Genomic DNA, 23,923 nt, shown 5'->3' on the forward strand with positions numbered 1-23,923 from the left:
TTTTACTAGCAATTGATTTTACTCCTATTAATTTTGTATGAAACGAATTCTCTATTTCTTATCCAGCGATAAAAAAGCCAGCATAAATATATTGCAGTTTTTAACGTCTTAGATAATAAAAATAAGGAGCTTAGCATAGTATTATTTGATAAAAATGGGTTTTTATTGCTAAATAAGCATTAGATTGCGGACAAAACAACTAAAATTTATTAATTTCATAATTACTTCTAAATCAGTCTAAAGAGATATTGTTTACTTCCTTATTAAATTAAAAAAAATACAAAATAACAAAGGTAAATTTAACTGCTTAACTCCATCCTACTACCGCTAATTTCAGGACTAAAAGTGTTCGTGAAATATAAAAAATCAGTCCCCCGCCCCCAATAATCTATACCTAAACCTATGGCTACTATTAATGCCGTTATTATCGTAGAAGAAAATGACGTTACCCAAAAGATAAAAAAGTTTGAGGAAGAAAATTTTATGATTCTCAAAATAGTTAGCGATACTAATTCTATCGTTAAAGGAATCAAAAGTATAAAAGCACATAAACCAGATCTCGTATTCTTAAGTATCGCATTTAAAAAAGATACTTTTTTTAAAAAGTTTTCGCAGTTAGAGCAGCACCTTCCAAAACTGGTATTTATTTCTGATCACAAAGAAGATGCTTTAATGGAATTCAAACAAAGTGCAATTGACTTCATTTTAAAACCAGTCGAGTGCAACGACCTTATTTTGGCAGTTTATAAAGCAATCAAATACATTAAAATGGAACGCTCCTACCAAAACCAGAAAATTAATACCATAGATATTTTAAACTCTTCAAGTCAGCCAAATGATTTTGTTGCCGTTTCCTCCTTAGATAATATTGAACTCATCCCAATGGAAGAAATTATGTACTGCCAAGCCGACGGAAGATATACTACTTTTTTTCTCATTAACGGTAAAAAGGTTACGTCCAGTAAAAATTTAAAGGAATACAATTCAATCCTCGATTCTAATCTTTTTTTTAGAATCCATCACTCCTATATAGTAAACCTACATCACGTTCTGAAGATCTCAAAAAAAGACGGCTACTACTGCGAATTTCCTAATGGAATCTTTTTGCCTGTGGCAAAAAGACGACAAGAAGACTTTAATAAATTTATTAAAATAAAAGACTAACAAATAAGCAAGCTGTTTTTTCTTTTGTATTAAATATTACCATATGATTGTACCTAAAAACCAAAAAAAATGAAAACCGAACTACTACAAAAATTCAAAAAAGTGATAATCATTGATGATGACCTTTTCGAGCATTATGTGTACTCTCGAGTAATTGTCAATAATAACTTTAGTGAAATAACAGTAGCGTTTTCACTAGCGAGCGATGCGTTGACTTATTTACAGGAGAACCACAATATGAGTGAGCTACCACAGATAATTTTTTTAGATTTATACATGCCTTATCTATCTGGTTTTGAATTTCTGGAAGCCTACAATAAACTACCCGAAGCTGTAAAGGAAAAATCTAAAGTCTTTATTGTTTCAAGCACTATTAGCAATGAGGATATTACTAGAGTTTGCAATGATCCAAATGTAGTTTCCTTCCAGCAAAAACCTATTACCAAGGAGTTCTTGGACGGAATTACAGTTGACTGATAATAAAGTTACCTGTAAGTTAAATTCATTTATTTAAAAAACAAAAAATCCTCACTATTGATCTAAGAACAGCACTGAATTTAGTCAAAATCTAATTTTAAGTTAAATCATTCTCTTAAAATCAATAAATCGTATATTTGTAAGATATTTTATTGATTGTTTATTACTAATATGTTTTACAGTGCCCTGCATTGATTGCAAGTTATTAAATGAAAACAATTAGACTAAATAAGCGTTATAAATTTAATAAATAATCGTTAGAAGTAGCATGGGATTTTATATTCCAAGTGACCTCTGAATTAAAGTTGCTGATTTGACATGGATTGGCACTTATCTAAAAAATATCCTATGTATTTAAAGAGGTTTGAAATTAAGAAAAATATTCAAAAAACGGATGATAAAAATTTGTCCTTCCGCGTTTTTGATCTTGGAACAGCAAGTGTTGTAGATTATTTGAAACCACATAAAAAGGATCATTTTTGTATTATCTTAGTGGAATCTGGAAATATTAAAGTACATATCGAAGACAAAATACATCTGTTAAATTCAGGAAAAATTTCTATTCTATTTCCAGATCAAATACACTTTGTGTCTAATCTGTCTACTGATTTGACAGGCAAAATTATATTATTTGAAGAAGTATTGTTTTGTTCGGATATCTTGAAAAATGAACTCAGTCCTTACAACGTTAATTTATCAGTCCACCTTAATAATACTGCACTCTCTAGCCTTGAATTTGAACAGGTACTTCCTATTATAAAAAACATACAAGATATTTACAATTATCCTAGTCTTGTTAAAAAGGAACAGGGCCGTTTTTATATCAAAATTGTTCTTTTAGGGCTCATAGAATCGATACATGGTCTACATCCTGTTTTACAGCATGATACTCAGGGCGCAAACCAAAACACTTATATCGCCTTTAAAAAGCTTTTGAATCATCAGTATAAAAGCGAGCGTACCGTACAATACTATGCATTAGAACTTGCTATCAGTAGTAAAAAGCTCAATGCACTAAATAAAAAGTATTCTGGAGAAACAGCAATTAATGCTATTCATAACCGAATACTTACAGAAATTAAGAGACAATTGTTGTTTTCTGATCTATCACACAAAGAAATTGCATTTGACCTAGGGTTTAGTTCTCCATCTGCACTTAATAAATTTGTAAAATCAAAACTGAAGGAAACTCCAACCGACCTTCAAAACGAACTGGCGCAAATTTATACCGCATAGTCTTGTTTATATAACATACCTCCTTCCTTGCTGCTGTATCTTTGCACAAGCAATTAACACTATCCAAATAAATAGGAAGTGTTGTTGCGTAAAAAGCTATTACGGGCTCATTATTTCGTTTAATTCGGCATCTGAAGAATTAATACATAAATGTTTCCTGTGGTTGCAGTCTAGCAAAACTAATAAGTGGACACTCAAAAAACAGTCGTCAAATTTACCTGATTTTATTAGAGTAATAATTTGGCCGATTTGATGAGCAAACGATCTTATTTAAAAAAGAAAACAACATGAGCATAAATACTTTGACAAACAAAAATCTACATTTAATTTTAGAGGAAAACCTAAAATTAGCAGATGAGATTGACCCCCAGCAGATAAAGGTTTTGGTTAACGAAATTAAAGCAGCTAAACGAATTTTTGTAATGGCGGCTGGGAGAAGCGGACTTGCATTAAAAATGGTAGCCATGAGGTTTATGCATTTGGGCTATACCGTATTTATAGTAGGAGAAACTAATACACCGGCCATTCTTGAAGGAGATTTACTACTGTTGGCGTCCGGATCAGGTTCAACTTCTTCAGTAGTTTCATCAGCGGTGAAAGCAAAGAAACAAAAAGCTACCGTTATAGCGCTAACTGCAGATGCAGATAGCAAATTAGCAGAAGTGGCAGACCATATCATATTCATAAAAGCAGCAACAAAAACAGACTTTGGGGTTTCGGTCTCAGAGCAGTATGCAGGCAGCCTTTTTGAACAATTTACATTATTTATATTGGAAGGCGTATTTATGTCCCTTTGGCAAGAATCAGAATTGACCAAAGAAGACCTATGGCCCAAACACGCCAATTTAGAATAACGATTTTTTTTATATATTATTAATTTTTTTAAACATTTTAGACATGACAAAATTACAAGTCGCAATTGATTTACTTACTACAGAAGCAGCATTAGAGGTAGCACATAAAGTAGCACCTTACGTAGATATTATAGAATTAGGAACACCACTAATCAAAGCCGAAGGTATTCAAGTGGTAACCGCAATGAAAACAGCTTTTCCTGACAAATTAATTTTTGCAGATATGAAAATTGCTGATACTGGTTCACTAGAGGCTGAAATAGCATTTAAGGCTGGAGCAGATTTAGTAACCGTTATGGGTGCTGTAGATGATGCTACCATAAAAGGTGCCGTAGAAGCAGCCAAAAAATACGGTAGAAAGGTAGTAGTTGATACTATTGGAGTTAAAGACAGAGTACAAAGAGCGAAAGAAGTAACTGCTTTTGGAGTTGCTTTTGTTGAGTTACATGCTGGTCTTGACGAACAAGCTTTAGCAGGATACTCTGTACAAACACTTATTAGTGAAGGTAGACAAGCAAAAGTTCCCTTCTCTGTAGCAGGTGGTGTAAACATCGATACAATAAAAGATGTTGTAGCTGCCGGTGCAGAAGTTGCTGTTGCAGGTGGTGCCATTTATGGTGCTGAAGATCCCGCTGCTGCTGCAAAAGCATTAAAAGAAGCTATAAATAGCGTTACTGTAGCATAATTGACTAATTTTGGCTGGACTTTATATTTGTATAAAGTCCAGCCTTTTTTTTGCAATAATAAATTTAGATAAGAATTATGAATACATTTGATTTTGGTATAATTGGCTTGGGTGTAATGGGGCGCAACCTGCTCTTAAATATGGCTGACCAAAAATATGCTGTAGCTGGCTTAGATTTAGATGCAGATAAAGTTCTTTCTCTGTCAGAGGAAGCGAATCCACAACACCGAATCAAGGCAACTGTAGATGTTAAAGAGTTTGTAGGCCTGATAAAGCAGCCACGTGCAATCATGTTGCTTGTCCCAGCAGGAAAGCCTGTAGACAAAGCTATTGAAAGCCTACTACCCTACTTAGATAAAGGAGATATTCTTATCGACGGTGGAAACACCTATTTTACAGATACCGACCGAAGATTTACAGAATTATCAGCCAAAGGAATCCATTTTTTTGGAATGGGAATCTCCGGAGGCGAAAAAGGAGCACGTTTTGGTCCTAGCCTTATGCCAGGAGGTAATAAAGAAGCCTATGAAACGTTACGTCCTGTTTTTGAATCTATAGCAGCAAAAGTTAATGGAGTACCCTGCGTAGAATACCTAGGGAACGGATCTGCTGGGAACTACGTAAAAATGGCTCATAACGGAATTGAATATGGAATTATGCAGCTTATTTCGGAAGCATATGATCTTATGAAACGCGGTTACGAACTAGATGATACTACAATTCAAAAAGTATTTGAAGACTGGAATGATACCGAACTCGAATCCTACCTGATTGAAATAACAGGACACATTCTAAAGAAAAAAGATACAGATGGAGAGATGCTAATAAATCGGATTTCCGACTGGGCGAAATCCAAAGGAACTGGAAAATGGACTTCTCAAAATGCTATGGACTTAGAAGTTCCCCTTTCAACAGTAGATGCTGCCGTTGCAATGAGGGAAATGTCTAAAAACAAACCAGAAAGGATTGAGGCTTCCTCAAAATTGATTTGGAATGCAGAACAAACTAATACTGACCTTCCTTCAGCAATAGAAACTCTTAAAGGCGCTTTACATTTTTCTATATTAATTACTTATGCCCAAGGTTTAGCCTTGTTAACTAAAGCTTCAACTGAATACAACTATGATCTGAATCTAGAGACCATAGCTAAAATTTGGCGCGGTGGATGTATTATTCGTTCGACAGTATTAGAAGATTTCCGTCAGGCTTATGCCAAAAACGGGGAACTTAAAAACATACTGCTCGATGATAATATCGCAAAGACCTTAAACGAGAATCAATCCAGCATAAGGAATACAGTTCAATTTGCCGTTCAAAAAGGGATACCTATTGCAGGCCTAATGAATTCCTTAGCCTATTTTGATGCTTATCGATCAGAAAAACTTCCGACAAACCTAATACAAGCATTGCGCGACTACTTCGGGGCTCATACCTATGAACGAACGGATACTAACGGTATATTCCACACCGAGTGGAATGACTAAATTTTAAATGGAACATAATGGATAATCCCGATACTATACAGCCTACTATCATTCTTGTTTTTGGGGCTACGGGTGACTTAGCAAAAAGAAAGCTTTTCCCCGCTTTTTATAATCTTTACCTTGATGGTCGTATGCCCGAAAAGTTTGAGATTATTGCACTTGGAAGGGCAAAAAACAGCGATGCACTATACCGAAGCTTGGTGAGCGAGAACCTGACCGAGTTTTCCAGAAATAAAATAACCTCAAAAGAAGAATTTGAGCAATTTGCTTCTCATATTAGCTATTTGCAAAATGATATAGACAAAGAAGAATCATACTTGCTAATGAAACAAAAGTTGGACGCCTTAGATGCGTCTTTTGGTGAACGTGCCAATCGACTTTTTTACCTTTCAATAGCACCCTCTTTCATTGAAACGATTTCTAATAATATTAAGAAATTAGACCTTGCCGCTAATCCGGAACAAGATCGTATTATTATTGAAAAACCTTTTGGTTACGATAAAAATTCTGCTGAGCTTTTAAACAAGCTATTGGCACAAACCTTCGAAGAGGAACAAATCTACAGAATTGACCACTATTTGGGCAAAGAAACAGTACAGAATATCCTCGCTTTCCGCTTTGGAAATTCTATGTTTGAGCCACTCTGGAACCGAAACTTCATTGATTCCGTTCAGATTACGGTTGCCGAAGAAGTGGGTGTTGAAGACCGTGGCGGATTTTATGAAGGTGCCGGAGCATTAAGGGATATGATACAAAACCACCTGATGCAAATTTTAACCATGGTTGCCATGGAGGCTCCCACGTCCTTAGAAGCTGATGAGGTCAGAAATCGTAAAGCCGACGTTTTGAAAGCGATACGACGTATAACTCCTGACGAAGTGGAACACTACACCGTGAGAGGCCAATACGATAAGGGATCTATAAGCGGCGAGCCTGTACCCGGATATCTGAAAGAAAAGGGAGTTGATGTAAACTCTAATACAGAGACCTTTGTAGCGATGAAATTTTATTTGGATAACTGGCGTTGGCAAGGTGTTCCTTTTTATGTTCGAACAGGTAAAAGAATGCAGAAAAAACAATCCTCTATCGTTATACAGTTCAAGCCAGTACCCCATTCTACTTTTTCTTTTGGAAAAGAAGGAATGATGCCAAACCGATTAATTATAAACATTCAGCCCGCAATGGATATTAGGCTGCAGTTTATGACCAAAAAACAAGGCTTGTCACTTTCGTTAAAACCAGCTGAAATGGTTTTTGACTATTTCTCCTGCTCTACTCAAGCAACCGAAGCTTATGAAACCCTTTTATTAGATGCATTGCAGGGAGACCCTACTTTATTCATGCGTTCCGATCAGGTCGAAGAAGCTTGGGATGTGGTTACATCAATTCAGGAAGCTTGGGAAAATGATAAATTTTCAAGTTTACACAAATACGAAGCTGGTAGCTGGGGTCCTGAAGCGGCAAATGAATTATTGGCTCGTCAGGGTCATTCTTGGGCATCAAACACACTAGATGCCGAAGAAGCAAAACTACGAAAAAAGGCAGCAAAAGCGGACAAAGCAGCAAAAGATAAGAAAGCAGAACAAACAACTAAAAGTAGCAGCTGATGGTAAAGATTTTTAATACAAAAGAAGAAATAACAAGCCAAGCCGCCGATCTATTTGTAACTGCTGCTCACAACGCTATACAAAAACGAGGTCAATTTGTGGTTGTACTTACCGGAGGATCATCGCCTGTAGCGCTCTACAAACTTTTAGCGACACCCGCTTATCAGGAAAAAATAGATTGGGAAAAGGTTTTTGTTTTTTGGGGTGACGAGCGCTGGGTTCCTCTTGATGATGCACTTAGCAACGCTAAAATGGCTAACGATACACTGCTAAGTCATGTTAATATACCAAAAAACAATATATTTCCTATGTATAAAGAAGGAGTTTCAGCTGATGCTTATGCAGTGGAATACGAAGAATCTATTAAAAGCATAACGGGCGAGGACGGCCAATTTGACCTTATTTTACTCGGAATGGGCGATGATGGCCATACCGCTTCCCTTTTTCCAGGGCAAGCCGTTTTGCAAGAACAAGATAAATGGGTAGCAGCCTATTATCTCGAGCCTCAAACTATGTTTAGAATCACACTAACAGCAACGATTATTAATAAAGCGAAGCAGATCGTGATAATCACTTTTGGAGAAAATAAAGCGCAGGCATTAAACGAAGTTTTGCACGGAGCTTATAATCCCGAAAAATATCCTACGCAATTAATTAAACCTTTGGATGGAGAATTATTATTCTTGACCGATAAAGCTGCAACAAGTATAGAAAGCTAAATCCTTTTATAGTTAGCTAACTCAAGGAAAAAACACTTTTTTCTATTGAACCTAAGTTTACCATAAAGAAAGATTTACACTTTCAGTATTATCCTATAAATACCCTCTATTTCATATACTGAGGGTATTTTTTTTTGAAGAAATCAATAGCATAAAATTACTATAAAAAAAAATTGCGTTATTGGCTATTTGCTTTAAAAACCATACTTTTTGTCACTACTCGCAGTGAATAAAAATTGAATCAAACAAAATTTAAGCTCCCTTTTTGATTCTCCCAAAATCAAATATAATTTTTCAAAACGATACTTTTATAAAAATATAACTGTATTATAAATTATCCTTATATTTTGTTAAATTAAACTTTTTAATGTTTTTTTGAAGCTTAAAAAAACATTAAAACGGTAGAATTAAAACTTTTATTGATTTTTATTACTTTCTATACAAAGACCAAGCTAAACACTTATTAATGCAGACCTACACTTGTTACTTCATGTTTTACAACTATAAGAAAACCATATACATTCGCAGACTGATTGGCGCTTTTGCCAATACAAAACAAATTATTTAATTGATTAAGAATCCGGACAAGAGCTGTACCTGCTTCTTAATTTTAACCCCAAATCTTTTTTTACGATGAAAAAAATTACATCAATTTTATCTATTATGGCAGTATCTGCTATATTCAGCACAAGTGCTTTGGCACAAGATGCGCCTGCTTCTGCAACTTCAAGCAATACCACTACAACTATTGTAGCTCCAATTGCAATTACTACTACAACGCCATTAAATTTTGGTTCTTTTGCAGCTTTATCTACTGGAGGTACACTTGAATTAAGTCCCTCAGGTGTCAGAACAGCTCTCAATGGAGTTAAATTGACTTCGTCAGCTGATGGATCTCCAACTGCTGCTGCATTTGCAGTAACAGGTGAAGGAGCTTATACTTACACAATTACACTCCCAACTGACCTTACGCTTACTAATTCTAGTACCGAAACGGGTACAAAAACGATGGTTGTCAGTGCTTTTGAAAGCTCAATTGGAACAGCTGGAACTTTAACTAATGGATCAGAAGCCTTCACCGTTGGAGCTCTACTTACTGTTGGATCGGAACAACTTGTTGGTACTTACTTAAATGAAACAGGTTTTACTGTCACTGTTAATTACAACTAAATTGACGAAAAGGGTGCTTAGAAATAAGCGCCCTTTTTAATATAATTTAAGTAGCTTAATTAATTGAAATAAATGAAAAATACCATAAATTAAATATTCCTATGACTAAAAAAAGTATTCTTATTCTAGTCCTAATATTAAATTGTTCTTTTGCATTGCTGGCACAAGGCGATTTAATGGTATTCCCAAAACGCATTATCTTTGATGGAATTCAAAGTAGGGTGCAAACTCTTAATTTATCGAATACTGGCAAGGACACGGCAACCTACAGGCTGTCTTATAATGAGATTAAAATGGATGAAGATGGTAAGTTTAATTCTATTGAAGATCCGGAATACAATCAAAATTTTGCCTCAACCTATCTTCGGTATTATCCCCGCACCATCACTCTGGCGCCCAATGAATCTCAGGTCGTAAAAATACAGCTTATCAAGACGAGCGAATTAAAAGACGGAGAATACCGATCCCATCTTTATTTCCGTGCAGTTCCGAAAATAAAAGTTTTAGATAATAAAACAATCACAAGCGATACGCTGCAACCAAAAAAGATGGACATTCAATTAACACCAATTTTTGGTGTTTCAATTGCAAATATTATTACGATAGGTACTGCAACTACAGCAGTTAGTTTGACTAATTTGACATTGCTTCCTTCACAGATTTTATCCTTAGATATTCACAGGACCGGCAATCAATCGGCTTATGGGGAACTGCATGTTAATCATATATCTCAAGAGGGAATTAGTACTAAAGTTGGGATAATAAAAGGCTATGCCGTTTATGCTCCGGGAAATTTGCGCCACACTAAGATTAAACTTAAAACCGATGTATCTGTTGATTATACAAAAGGAAAATTACAGGTAACTTATACTACTCCAAATCGAGTAGCCACTTACGCCGAGGCTTTCTTGAATTTGTCATCTACGGAGGAATATTCACTAGAAACTAGTGCTGCTGATACCAAATAAGAAGGTTTCCTTCACCATTTTTTTTGCTTTTTAAATTGATCAAGCTTAAAACTTAAGTTCAATCAGAGAGAACGGACATTATAGCTAAGTTTTTTACTTACAAACTATTTAATAAAATGCATCAATTGATTAGGTCAAAATTTCTAACGCCTAGTATAATACTACTTATATTCATAATTGACCTCGCTGTTCCTCTGGGAACTGCAATCTCTATATTATATGTAGTTCCTTTAGGTATTTCCCTTACCCTAAGCAACAGAAAAACAATCACAGCTGCCGCTATATCTACCATTTTGACGATCATGGACACAGCCCTTTATTATAATCCCGAGATGCATCCTAGCATTTTTACTAACATAATCTTGTCTATTATTTTAATCTGGATCTTTTGCTATATCATTATTCGATACAAAGACCTAAGGAAGCAAAAAGATAAAGAAAACGAGAACTACGAATCTTGTATTACTAAAATGCACTTTATCGTTTCCCATCAAATTAGAAGTCCTTTATGTCGAATTCAAGGTCTAACAAATCATATTGATTCTCTTACTATAACAAAGGAAGAGTTAGAAAGTTTAAGCAATCATCTAAAAACCTCTGTTACTGAACTGGACAGCTTCACATTTACTTTGACAGAACATTTAGAAAAAGCACGAGTTCAAAACACGGATAAAACAAAGGAATACTAATTATTATTAGCAGATGCCAAGCAATACCTTATTAAAAATCACTTTTCTTTAGCAAAATAATTGCTTTCTCTCCGCTCTTTATGACTAAATTGTCTCGTATCCTGTACCTATTGCTTATTTCTATGATGCCCTTTTCTGCTGCTGCTCAAGAGGAAGACTGCGATGAAGTTTTAGTGCTGCTTAAGATCAAATACATTGGCGAAAAAGAAATTTTATCCGTAATATGTGGATCAGAAGTCTATTTATCTGTGTCCGAAGTTTTGGATTTTATAAAAATAAAAAACACGCCCAATTCAAATTTTACAAGTATTGAAGGTTTTTTTATTAATCAAAAAAACACCTTCAAATTTGACCAAAGTACCAATACCATTAGCTACAAAGAGGAGGTTTTTAGCCTGAGATCAGGCGATTTCATTCACAGCAGCACAAACTTATTCCTGAAAGCTTCCTATTTCAATCAAATATTTGGTCTCGAAAACAGTTTTAGTTTTAGAAGTTTATCAGTTGGCATGTCTTCAAAACTGGAACTTCCCGCTATCAGAGAAGCCCGTTTACAAGTCCTGCGCGACAATCTTAACAAAATAAAAATGGAATTTGTAGCCGATACGACTGTAATACGAGATAAGCCCCTTCTCCATTTTGGAACAGCCAATTGGGCAGTCAATACAATCCAACGATCTGAAGGAGGCCATTCAGAAAGAATGCTCCTCAATTTAGGAGGCATTGTGGCAGGAGGCGAGTTGACAACTTCTCTAAATTTAATTAGCAACCAACCTATAAAGGCCAGAAACCAATATTATCGCTGGCGTTATGTAAACAATGACAATAAATATATTAAGCAAGTTACACTAGGTAAAATTGGAGCATCTACAAAATCGACTATTTTGTTTCCCGTCACCGGAGCTCAGATTACAAATGCCTCTACTAAAATCCGAAAATCTTTTGGGACCTATATATTGAGTGATCATACCCAAGCCAATTGGACGGTGGAACTTTACATCAACAATGTATTGATCGATTATATGCAGGCAGATGCAAACGGCTTCTTTTCCTTTGACGTACCACTTATGTATGGGCGTTCCGAAGTTTCGCTGCGGTATTATGGGCCTTGGGGCGAAGAGCAGCTATTTAGCAATCAATTCGTGGTCCCCACTGCGTTCCTTCCAAAAAAGGAAGTAGAATACACGATTAGTTCCGGGATTATTGAGGATGGTAAAGGCAGTGTTTTCACCAACGCAAAAGTAAATTATGGACTCTCCAATCATGTAACTTTGGGCGCCGGAGTGGAATATGTTTCCTCATTAGAATCAAATAAAAGCATTCCGTTTTTGAATTCTTCCTTTCGATTGTCGTCCCAATTATTTCTTACAGCAAGCTATTATTCAAAAGTGCTGTTAGATCTTAATTTAAATTATACCACGCCGAGAAACCTCCGGTTTGACTTTGATTATACCAAATACGACAAAAACCAACAAGCTATTCGATTCAATTATACCGAAATTCGAAGAGCCAGCGTTTCCTTGCCCATTCGCAGTTCTTTTTTCTCAGGAACTTCCCGGTTTAACGTTCAGCAAAACCTTATTAATTCTACAAAATTTACAACTTCTGAATTTTTGCTGTCCGGAGGTTCTCATGGTTTTAATTTTAATTTTACAACCAATGCTTTTTTTACCGAAAACAATAAACCAAGAGTGTACAGCAATTTTTCGACTTCGCTGCGACTTCCCAAAAGATTTGTCCTTGTTCCCCAATTGCGCTATGGATACGATGCCGATGCTATGACGACATTGCAAACACAATTGAGAAAACCCATTTTTAAAAAAGGCTTTATTCAGGCTTCTTTCAATTATAATTTTAATAATCAGGATGCAAGTTTTCAAATAGGTTTTACTCAAAATTTCGATAAAATTAATACCGGATTTTCCAGCATTTTTAATAAAAATAGCGCTTCGTTTTCACAGTCCGCAAGCGGAAGCTTAATCTTTGAACCCCAAGCTGATTTTGTAAGTTTTAATAATCAATCGAATGTGGGCAGAGCGAGTGTAAAATTCGTTCCATTTTTAGACATCGATGCAAATGGGAAGAGAGGAGCTAAAGAACCATTGGTAAAAGGAGTTCAAATCATTTTAAGGGCAGGTAATCGTCATCTTGTTAACCCAGATGGAACTACCATCATAACCGGATTAGAACCCTACATCAAAAATTATGTAGAACTCAATACCAGCAAAATTAATTCGATAGCTTGGCGCATAAAAAACAAAACTTTAAGTTGTACGCTAAACCCCAATCAATTAAAAATTATTGAAATTCCAGTTCAAGTTTTGGGAGAAGTTTCAGGAATGGTCTACAGAAAAGAAAATGAACAACTGATAGGCACCGGAGGTTTAAAGGTCGCTATTTATGATCTTCACGATAAATTAATTACCAGTATTCTTTCTGAATCCGATGGTTATTTTAGTTATTTAGGTTTAAAATCGGGCCAATATATAGCAAAAATTGATTCGCTACAATTAGAAAGCTTACAGATGAAGGCGCAGCCTTTCTCCCAAACTTTTGAAGTTGAAAACGGAATCGATGGCGCTTATGTCGATACGTTGGAATTTATACTTAAAAAAAAATAAAACTTATAATTTCTATAATCTTCACGGAGGTCATACTCAAGGAAGCTGACACTAATTTATCATTGTATTTACAGCTCTCTTTTTACCGCAAATTTGCAAATTATTTATTTTAAAATTAAATTGAAAAATTTGCGAATTTGCGGTTATTTTTAAAATCATTCCACAAAATTATCGTCCTTAAATCCTATCAAATATAATTTATTCTTAGCTCGGGTCATCGCAGTATACAGCCAGCGGATGTAATCCCTATCTATACCGTTTGGCAAATACGGTTGTTCTATAAAAACAGTGTTCCACTGCCCGCCTTGTGATTTATGATATGTTATTGCATAAGAGAATTTCACTTGAAGCCCATTAAAATATTCATTGGCTTTCACTTTCTGGAATTGTTTGAATTTAGTTTCCCCTTCGTAATCTTTCAGCACTTCCTGGTACAAACGGTTAGACTCTTCGTAGGTCAAAGATGGAGATTCACTTTTTATAGTATCTAATAATAAGATGGTTTCGATCGGAATCTGGTTTGGATAATCGACCATTCGCATTTTAACTTTGGCAAACTTAAAACCATACAATTCTTTGATATTAAAGATTTCTAGAGTTTCGATACTATCACCATTAGCAATAAATCCAGCTTCATCGGAATCGATGGCGCTTATGTCGATACGTTGGAATTTATACTTGAAAAAAATAAAACTTATAATTTATATAATCTTCACGGAGGTCATACTTAAGGAAGCTAACACTAATTTATCATTGTATTTACAGCTATCTTTTTACCGCAAATTTGCAAATTATTTATTTTAAAATTAAATTGAAAAATTTGCGAATTTGCGGTTATTTTTAAAATCATTCCACAAAATTTTCGTCCTTAAACCCTATTAAATATAATTTATTCTTAGCTCGAGTCATCGCGGTATATAGCCAGCGGATATAATCTATACCGTTTGGCAAATACGGTTGTTCTATAAAAACAGTGTTCCACTGCCCGCCTTGTGATTTATGACATGTTATTGCATAAGAGAATTTCACTTGAAGCCCATTAAAATATTCATTGGCTTTCACTTTCTGGAATTGTTTGAATTTAGTTTCCCCTTCGTAATCTTTCAGCACTTCCTGGTACAAACGGTTAGACTCTTCATAGGTCAAAGATGGCGATTCGCTTTTTATGGTGTCCAATAATAAGATGGTTTCGATCGGAATCTGTTTTGGATAATCGACCATTCGCATTTTAACTTTGGCAAACTTAAAACCATACAATTCCTTGATATTAAAGATTTCTAGAATTTCGATAATATCACCATTAGCAATAAATCCAGCTTCATCGGAATCGATCGCTTATGTCGATACGTTGGAATTTATACTTGAAAAAAAATAAAACTTATAATTTATATAATCTTCACGGAGGTCATACTCAAGAAAGCTGACACTAATTTATCATTGTATATACAGCTATCTTTTTACCGCAAATTTGCAAATTATTTATTTTAAAATTAAATTGAAAAATTTGCGAATTTGCGGTTATTTTTAAAATTTATTCTACGAAATTTTCATCCTTAAATCCTATCAAATATAATTTATTCTTGGCTCGGGTCATCGCGGTATATAGCCAGCGGATGTAATCCCTATCTATGCCGTTTGGCAAATAGGGTTGTTCTATAAAAACAGTGTTCCACTGCCCGCCTTGTGATTTATGACATGTTATTGCATAAGAGAATTTCACTTGAAGCCCATTAAAATATTCATTGGCTTTCACTTTCTGGAATTGTTTGAATTTAGTTTCCCCTTCGTAATCTTTCAGCACTTCCTGGTACAAACGGTTAGACTCTTCATAGGTCAAAGATGGCGATTCGCTTTTTATGGTGTCCAATAATAAGATGGTTTCGATCGGAATCTGTTTTGGATAATCGACCATTCGCATTTTAACTTTGGCAAACTTAAAACCATACAATTCCTTGATATTAAAGATTTCTAGAATTTCGATAATATCACCATTAGCAATAAATCCAGCTTCATCAGAATCTTTTAGCCAGAAATAATTATTCTTTACTACCATCAAGAAATCACCTGTTGATAGTTCGCTTTCCTTATCGAGAATTCTAGTTCTTATTTGCTCATTATATTGATTGGCCCTTTTATTAGAACGCACGATGAAAGCCGTATCTTCAATACTATAATTGCTGTAGGCAGAATTTATCGCATCCTGAATATCGTATCCATCAACTAGGCGGACAATATCCTTAAATTTCTTGACATCAAACTGAAAATCGGTAATGAAGGAATCCTTCAGTAATTCCCTGAGTTCGGTGGCATTGTATAAGATTCCCGAATCTTCTTCCTGACGCATGACTTCGTCGAGTTCTATGTGCTCTACTTCTTTATTGTAATTCAAACCCAGGGTTTGGATATCTAATGCCGGGCTAATGTCTAAATTAACCGGAGGCAACTGGGCGGTGTCTCCCAATAGAATCATCTTGCAATTAGTTCCTGAATAGACATACGAAATCAAATCATCCAGCAAGGAACTGCTTTCATACAATTTAGAATCCGAATTGGTATCCGATATCATCGAAGCTTCATCAACTATAAAAATAGTGTTCTTATGTTTGTTTTGTTGCAAGGTGAAAGATACGCCACCACCCGCAGATTTCTTAGGAAAATAGATTTTTTTATGAATAGTAAAAGCGGGTTTCTCAGAATAGTTGGCAATTACTTTGGCAGCGCGACCTGTTGGCGCGAGCAAAACATATTTTTTATTGATGCTTAAAAGATTGTTTACAATAGTCGAAATAACCGTAGTCTTTCCGGTCCCTGCATATCCTTTGAGCACAAAAACGGCATCATTATCTGGTTCTGTCAAAAAAATCGCAATTTTTTGAAAAAAAATATCCTGATTGTAGGTGGGAACAAAGGGAAAATTATTTCGTAAAAGGCTATAAAACAAGGAGGAATTCATTGAGGAATGGTTACTGTAAAATGAAGTTCAAATATAGGAATCAAAATTGAGGGAACCACATTAAATACCGTTAGAATAAAAAAATAGTGTAAGTTTGTGGTCGCATTAAATCCTTTCTGGATTGTATAGAAAGAATAGGTTTCAAATTAGATTATGTCTACACAAAGTACAAATATTACCGAAAAAAAATATAAAAAACTGTCCATTCAAGTTTCCTTGACCGGACTTTCTTTTTGTTGTTTTGACACACTAAATAATACGGTTACTTCCTTTAATGAAATACAGTTTGGCAGCTTTCATAAAGAGATAAAGATCGAGGATTTGTTTTCGAATGCTTTTAGAGATTATCCAGAGTTGAATGAGGAATATGACGATGTTCTTGTTTTGCACAATAACAATCTGTCCACATTTGTACCTGCTCCGCTTTTTGACGAGAATTTCATAGGAAGTTATTTGCAATACAATACTAAGGTTTTTGAAACTGATTTTTTTGCATTTGATGAAATCAGTAATTATGAAATTAATTCCGTTTACATACCTTATGTAAACATGAATAATTTTTTTATTGACCAGTTTGGTACTTTCGATTATAAACATGCTAACAGTGTGCTTGTGTCTACCCTTTTGGATGCCTCAAAAAACATAGACGACAAAAAAATGACCGTTCATTTTAGCCAAGGCCATTTTGAAATCATTGTCATACAAAATCAAAAAATGTTGCTATTCAACTCTTTTGATTACGAGACGCCAGAAGATTTTATTTATTACGTCTTGTTTACCGCAGAGCAATTGAACTTGAATCCGGAGAATTTTCCTTTGGAATTAATAGGAGATATTGATTCAGAAAGTGAATTTTTCAAAATTGCATACAAATACATCCGTAAAGTTTCACTAATTGACGTGGAAGCCTTGCGATGGAATAATTATTTTTCTGAGGCCGTAAACAGAAAACATTTTATACTTTTCAACTCATGAGAATAATTTCAGGAAAATACAAAGGAAGACGCATCTCTCCTCCCAAAGGATTACCCGTTCGTCCCACAACCGATATGTCTAAAGAAGCATTATTTAATGTCTTAAATAACCATTTTAGTTTTGAAGGACTGAAGGTGTTGGATCTGTTCTCTGGTACAGGAAATATAAGCTACGAATTTGCCTCAAGAGGTAGTTCGCCAATAACTTCTGTGGATGGCGATTTTGGTTGTGTGAAGTTTATCAAGCAAGTGGCTACGGAATATGATTTCAATATTGCAGCAACTAAAAGTGATGTTTTCAAATTTTTAGAAAGAAACAAAGCTTCTTTTGATGTTATATTCGCAGACCCTCCATATGCACTAGACCAAGCTACATTCGAAAAAATTGTTTTACTTATTTTCGAAAAAAACACACTTAATGAAGATGGAATGATGGTTATTGAACATTCTAAATACACTAAACTGGATCACATGATTCACTTTTCTTTCAAAAAAAGTTACGGAGGTTCGATTTTTAGTTTCTTTGAAACCGAAAAGGCAACTACTGAAGAAGTAGATGATGACTTAATGCAAAGTGATAAGGAGGAAGAATGATTATTACTGTTTTAATTTATTTGTAAAAATTCTTATTAAAAAAGAAAGGCTTTTGTAGACTTGTCACGTACTGAAAAGGTAGTTTTCAGACCTCAAACTAAAAAATTAATTTTCTGCAACTATTCCAATCAATTTATCCAAAACCAAATTATAACTCGGTGTTTCCATTTCATATTTTACACCTTCATTGACAACAAACTCGGTCAATGACTCGAGTTCGAATTTGCGACCTGCTAATACATCACGATGCATCGAAGAAGTGGCTTCATGCGGCATTTTCTCTAATTTGACAATTGTTTTCATTATGATATCCTTGGGCAATTCCAATCCTTTTATTGCCGCAATCATGGTGATTTCGTTGAGCAAAGAAAGGTAAAATTTACGGTTCGATTCATTTTCTAAAATCTCTCCGATATTCTGATCCAAGTACGAAGTTGCCGATGCCAAAGCTGAAATAAATATGAATTTTTCCCAAACAGTTTCTTCTATTGCGTCGATAAGCTGACTATCTATACTCGCTTTTTTAAAAATAGCTTGGAGTGCATTCAGTTTATAAATCGAAGCGGTTCTGGACCCAAAAAATAGTTTCTGATAGGGCCCCACTTTTTTTATGACACCTGGAGCTTCAATCATTGAAACAATATAAACGCAACCCTGTAGCACTTTATTGTCAGGAAATAAGTTACTTATTCGTTCTGGAGCGTCGACACCATTGTATAGTGGGAGAATAATAGTGTTTTTGTTAATGCATTTTTTTGTTGATTGCAGACTATCTTCAATGTCATAAGTCTTTGTGGCGCAAATAAGATAGTCCAGTTTCCCAATAACTTCCGGGTCATTTGAAACGATACTCGGAAATACTACAGTCTCATTTTCATCAGCTATAATTTTCAAACCTGATTCTGCTATTGCCTTTTGAGTTTCTCCACGAGCGATAAAGATTATTTCTATTTGCTCCGACTCTTTATATGCTTTTGCTAAAAGTCCACCAAAAAAACCGCCCACACCGCCTAATCCTAAAATCCCTATCCTTGTTTGCATACCTTAAGATTTGTAATAATAATTAAACCATTAAGCAGTATAGAAATTATTGAAATTATTGAAATTTAATTTCATACTGGTTCTCTTCTTATGATTTACAATACTTATATTTCTAAAATATTTCAATAATATAAAAAAAAACAGACCTATAAGCCGGATTCTGTATTCGCCGAGGCGAACCCTTATCATTTATCTAGGCTTACAATTACTCATAAGCTCAAACTATCTACCCTTCAACAACGGACGAGACGCCCTTAAATGCTGATATACTTGATATTTCACCGCATAGAGTTTACCTGGTTTCACTACAGCATTACCTGTACATACTTTCTGTTGCACTTGTCCTAATCTGGTCCTTGCGGACAAAACCGACGGGTGTTACCCGCTATGCTTCTCTATGGTGTCCGGACTTTCCTCCTTCTTGATTGCTCAAAACGGCGATAAGGCGGTCTGTTCCGCGAATTTACGACAATTTATCAATGAAGTTCAATTTTAATAATTTAGTTTAACAACAGTTTTGTAAAAACACATTTAAAAAATAATTACCTTTAAACTATAACCGCTAACCTTTTCTGTATTATGACACAAATGTATCATTACGCGACCGTTTCAAAAGCTTTAGACGAATTAAATGAAAATGGTTTTACCTATGATTTTAATCTTCATCAAGAGGATATAGCAAAAAACCCCAATAAATATGAGATAAAACATGTTTATCGGTACGAAGGGGATACTGATCCTGGAGACGCCGCTGTCGTTTATGGTATACAATCCTCTTCAGGCAAAAAAGGGGTCTTTGTAACCGGTTTTTCTGCAAATTCAATTACTGAAGCTGCCCAAGCCTTAATCCAAATAAGCATGAAAAATAGAATTAAGTAAATCACGGACAAGGCTATCGTTTTTCTTGAATACTAAAAAGAGAAGCTTTTTTCAAACTCCATAACTAACCATAATACATTATGAAAAATATCTATCATTATGCCTCGGTTTCCAAAGCATTGGATGAATTGAATGAACTAGGTTTTACCTACGATTTTAACCTGCACGAGGAAGACATTCCCAAAAACCCTGACAAATATGAAATTGTTCATGTTTATCGGTACGAAGGAAATTCAAACCCCGATGATGAGGCAGTAGTATTTGGAATTAAATCAAGATCAGGCAAGAAAGGTGTGTTTGTAACAGGATTTGCTGCTAACTCCGTTTCAGAAGCAGCTGAAGTACTAATTAAACTGAGTATACAAAACAGAAATAAGTAAAGGAAGACGATTACTATTATCACTTGCTTTTTTAAAATTAGAGGATTCTTTTCCAAAAATTCCATTTCTATAATAGCTGTTTTTAGAACTGATTTTAACCATCGTGTGATGACAATTTTAGAAATAATCATGAGAAGGTTAAAAAAAGAAAACTGTAGTACTTTAATTCTTTTCTACAAATCACTTTCTGTTATCCAAGATTAGGATACCTTAATACTATAGACTATTAGGCCACCTAAAAATTTTCTACTTTGAGTTGCTGGGCTTAAGCCTTCTTAATTAATATCCAAGACATATTTTCTACTATCCCTCATAAAAAAAACTCTAATCTGACGCTTTGATATAAGCATTACACAAAGGCGTGTAGATAATGACGAGTCCAGTTTTATAAGAAACTGCTTCTCAATATATCAGCAGATTTCAGAGTACTGACCCAACAAAAAAATAGAAGTAGAGCCCATTATTACATTGAATTTTCTAACTTTTTAGTAACTGCAGACCAACACAAGTTAGCCGCCTTTTCTGGAAGTGTTAATTTTAGAATTAAACAAACTATCCTTTCCATAATATAACCGCTTTGCCTATATTTGCTTTCGAATAAAAAATCCTATGGAACAATTTGTAGTATCGGCGCGTAAATACCGTCCACAGACATTTAACGATGTAGTGGGCCAAAAAGCCATTACCAATACTTTATTGAATGCCATAGAAAGCAATCATCTTGCTACTGCCCTGTTATTTACGGGTCCCAGAGGAGTTGGAAAAACTACCTGTGCTAGGATTTTAGCTAGAAAAATCAATCAGCCGGGTTATGATGACCCCACAGAAGATTTTGCCTTTAATGTCTTTGAGCTGGATGCAGCATCAAATAACTCTGTTGATGATATCAGGAGTTTGATTGATCAGGTTCGTATTCCCCCTCAAACTGGAAAGTATAAAGTTTATATTATTGATGAAGTACATATGCTATCTTCAGCAGCATTTAATGCTTTCTTAAAAACATTAGAAGAGCCGCCAAAACATGCCATTTTTATTTTGGCTACGACCGAGAAACATAAAATTATTCCAACGATATTATCTCGTTGTCAAATATTTGATTTTAAAAGAATTACGGTAAAAGACGCCAAAGAACATCTTGCAGAGGTAGCCACAAGTCAAGGAATCGTTTACGAAGACGATGCTTTAAATATCATTGCCCAAAAAGCAGATGGTGCCATGCGTGATGCCTTGTCTATTTTTGACAGAGTTGTTTCTTATTGTGGTACTAATCTAACCCGCCAAGCAGTTACTGAAAACTTGAATGTTCTTGACTACGAAACCTATATTACGGTTACCGACTTAATAATTGAAAATAAGATTCCTGAATTATTGGTTTCTTTTAATGAAATACTTTCCAAAGGATTTGATAGTCATCATTTTGTATCGGGATTAGCTTCTCATTTCAGAGATTTATTAGTAAGTAAAACTCCTTCCACCTTATCATTATTGGAAGTTGGAGAACAAGCACAAAAAATGTACGCTTTACAAGCGCAAAAATGCAGTCAGGATCTTTTGCTGAAGGGAATTACAATTGCAAATGATTGTGATCTAAAATTTAAGCTCAGTCAAAACCAACGATTACTCGTTGAACTTTGTCTAATGCAATTAGCCTCTATCACTTTTGATGGAGAAAAAAAAAAGTTGACGCATTTATAATCCCACCCACTCATTTTAGAAAAAACGACTATTCAATAGCTGATAAAACAAAGACTATTGAGCATACTGCGGCTGCCGTTATTCCTGCTATAAAAGCGGATGAAACTCCGGTAGATGAGAAGCCTGAGCATAAACTGGATTCCATTGAACCCGCAAAAACTAATCCTCCTAGCTCAACTGAGACTAAAGTTTCGGCATTGTCCTTATCTAGTGTTCGTGCCAAAAAAGCACTAGAAGAAAGTAATAAAGCCTTTGTAAAGGAAGAAGTTCATCTGCCAACAGAAGCTTTTTCAGAAACAGAAATGTTACTGCATTGGACAAAATACGCTAAAAGACTAGGAGAAAAAGGTTTCAGAATAATGGAATCATTATTACTCATTAACGATCCTGTTTTAAGCGGTGTTGCTATCACACTTGAATTACCTAATGAAGGATCGAAATTAGATTTTGAAAAAGAATTAAAGGGGTTATTGGGCTATTTGCACGGTCATCTTCACAATCATGACATTACAATAGAGGTTATTGTAAACGAAAGTGTCCAAAACAGAAAGAACTTTAATGACCAAGACCGGTATAATAGACTTCATGAAATAAACCCGAATATCGAACTTTTAAGGACGACGTTTGGACTGGATTTAGATGCCTAAAACTGCTGATTTAAAATCCGTTCTATCTTAAAGATCATTTACTTCCTTTGCTTTTTTTCCATTAAGCACTAAAGAAAAAATTCGTTTTTCACCTTGTTTTATCTGCCTATTTAAACATTGTAAGTCCTAGCTTATCATTACAGCAGTTGTGTTTCATGCAGCTCAAACAACTATACCATTTAAAGTCTGTTGTTTAAATATTACCGTAATACATTGCTTTTACAATACCATCGGACAGTCCTATTTTAGGGACATAAATATGTCGGGCACCACTCCATTTCATAGCATTTAGGTAGATTCTAGTCGCAGGAACAATTACATCTGCACGGTCTGGATTGAGTCCTAATTCTGAAATCCTTTGCTCGTAGGTTAATGAATTCAAGAAAGAGTATTGTGAGTTCAAATAAATATAGGACAAGGCTTTTTCTTGCGACTTTCCGGACATTTTAAAGAGTTTATTTATATTTCCACCGGACCCAATTAGTGTAACTTCTTCAAAATCGGCGGTATTTATTTTAATCCATTTTTCGATTTCTTCCCATACCACGTCACAAACCATCTCATTTAATAAACGAACAGTTCCCGCTTTAAATGATTTAGAGTTGACTAGTTTACCATTGGAAAACAATGTAAACTCTGTACTTCCGCCGCCAACATCTACAAACAGATAGGTTTCATCTGTTTTTATCAAATGATGTAAATCCGTTGAAGCGATAATTGCCGCTTCTTTTTTCCCGTCTATAATTTCAATTATGATATCTGCTTTATCCTTTATAATATCAACTACTTCTTTTCCGTTATACGCTTCTCTCATTGCCGAAGTAGCAAAAGCCTTGTAAGACTCTACTCTATGTACTTTCATCAATAGATTGAAAGCTTTCATGGCATCGCACATTCTATCAACATTCTCTTCAGATATTTCACCCACCGTAAAGGCATCTTGCCCCAGACGAATAGGCACGCGCACCAATGAACTCTTGTTAAACTGAGGCTCTTTGCCCTCTTGCTCCACGATATTGACTATCAATAAACGCATGGCATTTGACCCAATATCGATAGCGGCATATTTCTTTATTTTCATCATTC

21 protein-coding genes, 1 other RNA gene and 2 pseudogenes are annotated in these 23,923 nt (G+C 35.0%); 18 read left to right on the forward strand and 6 right to left on the reverse strand.

From position 1 onward, the window contains the following. Positions 1-402 precede the first annotated feature (402 nt). The 12 genes from ACEN2H_RS11830 to ACEN2H_RS11885 all read left to right on the forward strand — a co-directional run bounded on the left by ACEN2H_RS11830 (position 403) and on the right by ACEN2H_RS11885 (position 13,674). The gene (locus tag ACEN2H_RS11830) at positions 403-1,164 is read left to right on the forward strand and encodes a LytR/AlgR family response regulator transcription factor (RefSeq protein WP_441732620.1); all 762 of its coding nucleotides are present in this window, start codon (positions 403-405) and stop codon (positions 1,162-1,164) included. A gap of 69 nt (positions 1,165-1,233) precedes the next feature. Next, positions 1,234-1,641: a response regulator gene (locus ACEN2H_RS11835; RefSeq protein ID WP_441732622.1), complete on the forward strand. Its 408-nt coding sequence runs from the start codon at positions 1,234-1,236 to the stop codon at positions 1,639-1,641. Positions 1,642-1,989: 348 nt separating this feature from the next. Next, a complete protein-coding gene (locus ACEN2H_RS11840) occupies positions 1,990-2,877 on the forward strand; it encodes an AraC family transcriptional regulator (RefSeq protein ID WP_441732624.1) in 888 nt (295 codons plus the stop codon). Positions 2,878-3,164: 287 nt separating this feature from the next. Beyond that, positions 3,165-3,731 (forward strand): 6-phospho-3-hexuloisomerase, encoded by a 567-nt coding sequence (gene hxlB / locus ACEN2H_RS11845; protein WP_441732626.1) that lies wholly within the window; start codon positions 3,165-3,167, stop codon positions 3,729-3,731. 43 nt (positions 3,732-3,774) lie between these two features. Continuing rightward, complete coding sequence (hxlA, locus tag ACEN2H_RS11850; protein ID WP_441732628.1) at positions 3,775-4,416, forward strand: 3-hexulose-6-phosphate synthase; 642 nt, start codon at positions 3,775-3,777, stop codon at positions 4,414-4,416. Positions 4,417-4,493: 77 nt separating this feature from the next. Continuing rightward, positions 4,494-5,900, forward strand: a complete 1,407-nt coding sequence (gene gndA, locus ACEN2H_RS11855) for an NADP-dependent phosphogluconate dehydrogenase (protein ID WP_441732629.1) — start codon at positions 4,494-4,496, stop codon at positions 5,898-5,900. Between the two features lie 17 nt (positions 5,901-5,917). After that, a complete protein-coding gene (zwf, locus tag ACEN2H_RS11860) occupies positions 5,918-7,507 on the forward strand; it encodes a glucose-6-phosphate dehydrogenase (protein ID WP_441732631.1) in 1,590 nt (529 codons plus the stop codon). Beyond that, positions 7,507-8,226: a 6-phosphogluconolactonase gene (pgl, locus tag ACEN2H_RS11865; protein WP_441732633.1), complete on the forward strand. Its 720-nt coding sequence runs from the start codon at positions 7,507-7,509 to the stop codon at positions 8,224-8,226. Before zwf ends, pgl begins: the two co-directional genes overlap by 1 nt. Positions 8,227-8,859: 633 nt before the next feature. Further along, on the forward strand, positions 8,860-9,396 hold the full coding sequence (locus ACEN2H_RS11870; protein WP_441732635.1) for a DUF4402 domain-containing protein: 537 nt from the start codon (positions 8,860-8,862) through the stop codon (positions 9,394-9,396). A 101-nt stretch (positions 9,397-9,497) separates the two neighbouring features. Continuing rightward, positions 9,498-10,364, forward strand: a complete 867-nt coding sequence (locus ACEN2H_RS11875) for a molecular chaperone (RefSeq protein ID WP_441732637.1) — start codon at positions 9,498-9,500, stop codon at positions 10,362-10,364. 125 nt (positions 10,365-10,489) lie between these two features. After that, on the forward strand, positions 10,490-11,053 hold the full coding sequence (locus ACEN2H_RS11880) for a hypothetical protein (protein WP_441732639.1): 564 nt from the start codon (positions 10,490-10,492) through the stop codon (positions 11,051-11,053). A gap of 122 nt (positions 11,054-11,175) precedes the next feature. Then, on the forward strand, positions 11,176-13,674 hold the full coding sequence (locus ACEN2H_RS11885) for a hypothetical protein (RefSeq protein ID WP_441732641.1): 2,499 nt from the start codon (positions 11,176-11,178) through the stop codon (positions 13,672-13,674). Between the two features lie 155 nt (positions 13,675-13,829). Here ACEN2H_RS11885 and ACEN2H_RS11890 read toward each other — a convergent pair. The 3 genes and pseudogenes from ACEN2H_RS11890 to ACEN2H_RS11900 form a co-directional block, all read right to left on the reverse strand. Beyond that, a pseudogene (locus ACEN2H_RS11890) lies at positions 13,830-14,318 on the reverse strand (ATP-binding domain-containing protein); the annotation flags it as partial. Positions 14,319-14,520: 202 nt separating this feature from the next. Next, positions 14,521-15,003 (reverse strand): annotated as a pseudogene (locus tag ACEN2H_RS11895) (ATP-binding domain-containing protein); the annotation flags it as partial. A 202-nt stretch (positions 15,004-15,205) separates the two neighbouring features. Continuing rightward, entirely contained in the window at positions 15,206-16,627 is a 1,422-nt protein-coding gene (locus ACEN2H_RS11900) for an ATP-dependent DNA helicase (protein ID WP_441732643.1), read from the reverse strand. A 153-nt stretch (positions 16,628-16,780) separates the two neighbouring features. Here ACEN2H_RS11900 and ACEN2H_RS11905 point away from each other — a divergent pair, with 153 nt between their 5' ends. Then, positions 16,781-17,602 carry a DUF3822 family protein gene (locus tag ACEN2H_RS11905; protein WP_441732645.1) on the forward strand — a complete coding sequence of 274 codons (822 nt, stop codon included), beginning with the start codon at positions 16,781-16,783 and terminating at the stop codon, positions 17,600-17,602. After that, positions 17,599-18,195 (forward strand): RsmD family RNA methyltransferase, encoded by a 597-nt coding sequence (locus ACEN2H_RS11910; RefSeq protein ID WP_441732647.1) that lies wholly within the window; start codon positions 17,599-17,601, stop codon positions 18,193-18,195. The genes ACEN2H_RS11905 and ACEN2H_RS11910 overlap by 4 nt, the downstream gene beginning before the upstream one ends. Before the next feature lie 105 nt (positions 18,196-18,300). Here ACEN2H_RS11910 and ACEN2H_RS11915 read toward each other — a convergent pair whose 3' ends face one another. Then, on the reverse strand, positions 18,301-19,236 hold the full coding sequence (locus ACEN2H_RS11915; RefSeq protein ID WP_441732649.1) for a ketopantoate reductase family protein: 936 nt from the start codon (positions 19,234-19,236) through the stop codon (positions 18,301-18,303). 133 nt (positions 19,237-19,369) lie between these two features. Continuing rightward, positions 19,370-19,693, reverse strand: an RNA gene (gene rnpB, locus ACEN2H_RS11920) — RNase P RNA component class A. A gap of 122 nt (positions 19,694-19,815) precedes the next feature. On the opposite strand from rnpB, the gene ACEN2H_RS11925 reads away from it, so the two are divergent. The 4 genes from ACEN2H_RS11925 to ACEN2H_RS11940 all read left to right on the forward strand — a co-directional run bounded on the left by ACEN2H_RS11925 (position 19,816) and on the right by ACEN2H_RS11940 (position 22,837). Beyond that, on the forward strand, positions 19,816-20,115 hold the full coding sequence (locus ACEN2H_RS11925) for a hypothetical protein (protein WP_441732651.1): 300 nt from the start codon (positions 19,816-19,818) through the stop codon (positions 20,113-20,115). 80 nt (positions 20,116-20,195) lie between these two features. Next, on the forward strand, positions 20,196-20,495 hold the full coding sequence (locus tag ACEN2H_RS11930; RefSeq protein WP_441732652.1) for a hypothetical protein: 300 nt from the start codon (positions 20,196-20,198) through the stop codon (positions 20,493-20,495). A 609-nt stretch (positions 20,496-21,104) separates the two neighbouring features. Next, complete coding sequence (dnaX, locus tag ACEN2H_RS11935; RefSeq protein WP_441732654.1) at positions 21,105-22,190, forward strand: DNA polymerase III subunit gamma/tau; 1,086 nt, start codon at positions 21,105-21,107, stop codon at positions 22,188-22,190. Positions 22,191-22,387: 197 nt separating this feature from the next. After that, complete coding sequence (locus ACEN2H_RS11940; protein WP_441732656.1) at positions 22,388-22,837, forward strand: DNA polymerase III subunit gamma/tau; 450 nt, start codon at positions 22,388-22,390, stop codon at positions 22,835-22,837. Between the two features lie 193 nt (positions 22,838-23,030). Here the strand turns inward: ACEN2H_RS11940 and ACEN2H_RS11945 are convergent, their stop codons facing one another. Next, complete coding sequence (locus tag ACEN2H_RS11945) at positions 23,031-23,921, reverse strand: Ppx/GppA phosphatase family protein (RefSeq protein ID WP_441732658.1); 891 nt, start codon at positions 23,919-23,921, stop codon at positions 23,031-23,033. Positions 23,922-23,923 lie beyond the last annotated feature (2 nt).

Origin of the sequence: Flavobacterium sp. W22_SRS_FP1, from assembly GCF_052113685.1 — a bacterium.
Classification (GTDB): Bacteria; Bacteroidota; Bacteroidia; order Flavobacteriales; family Flavobacteriaceae; genus Flavobacterium.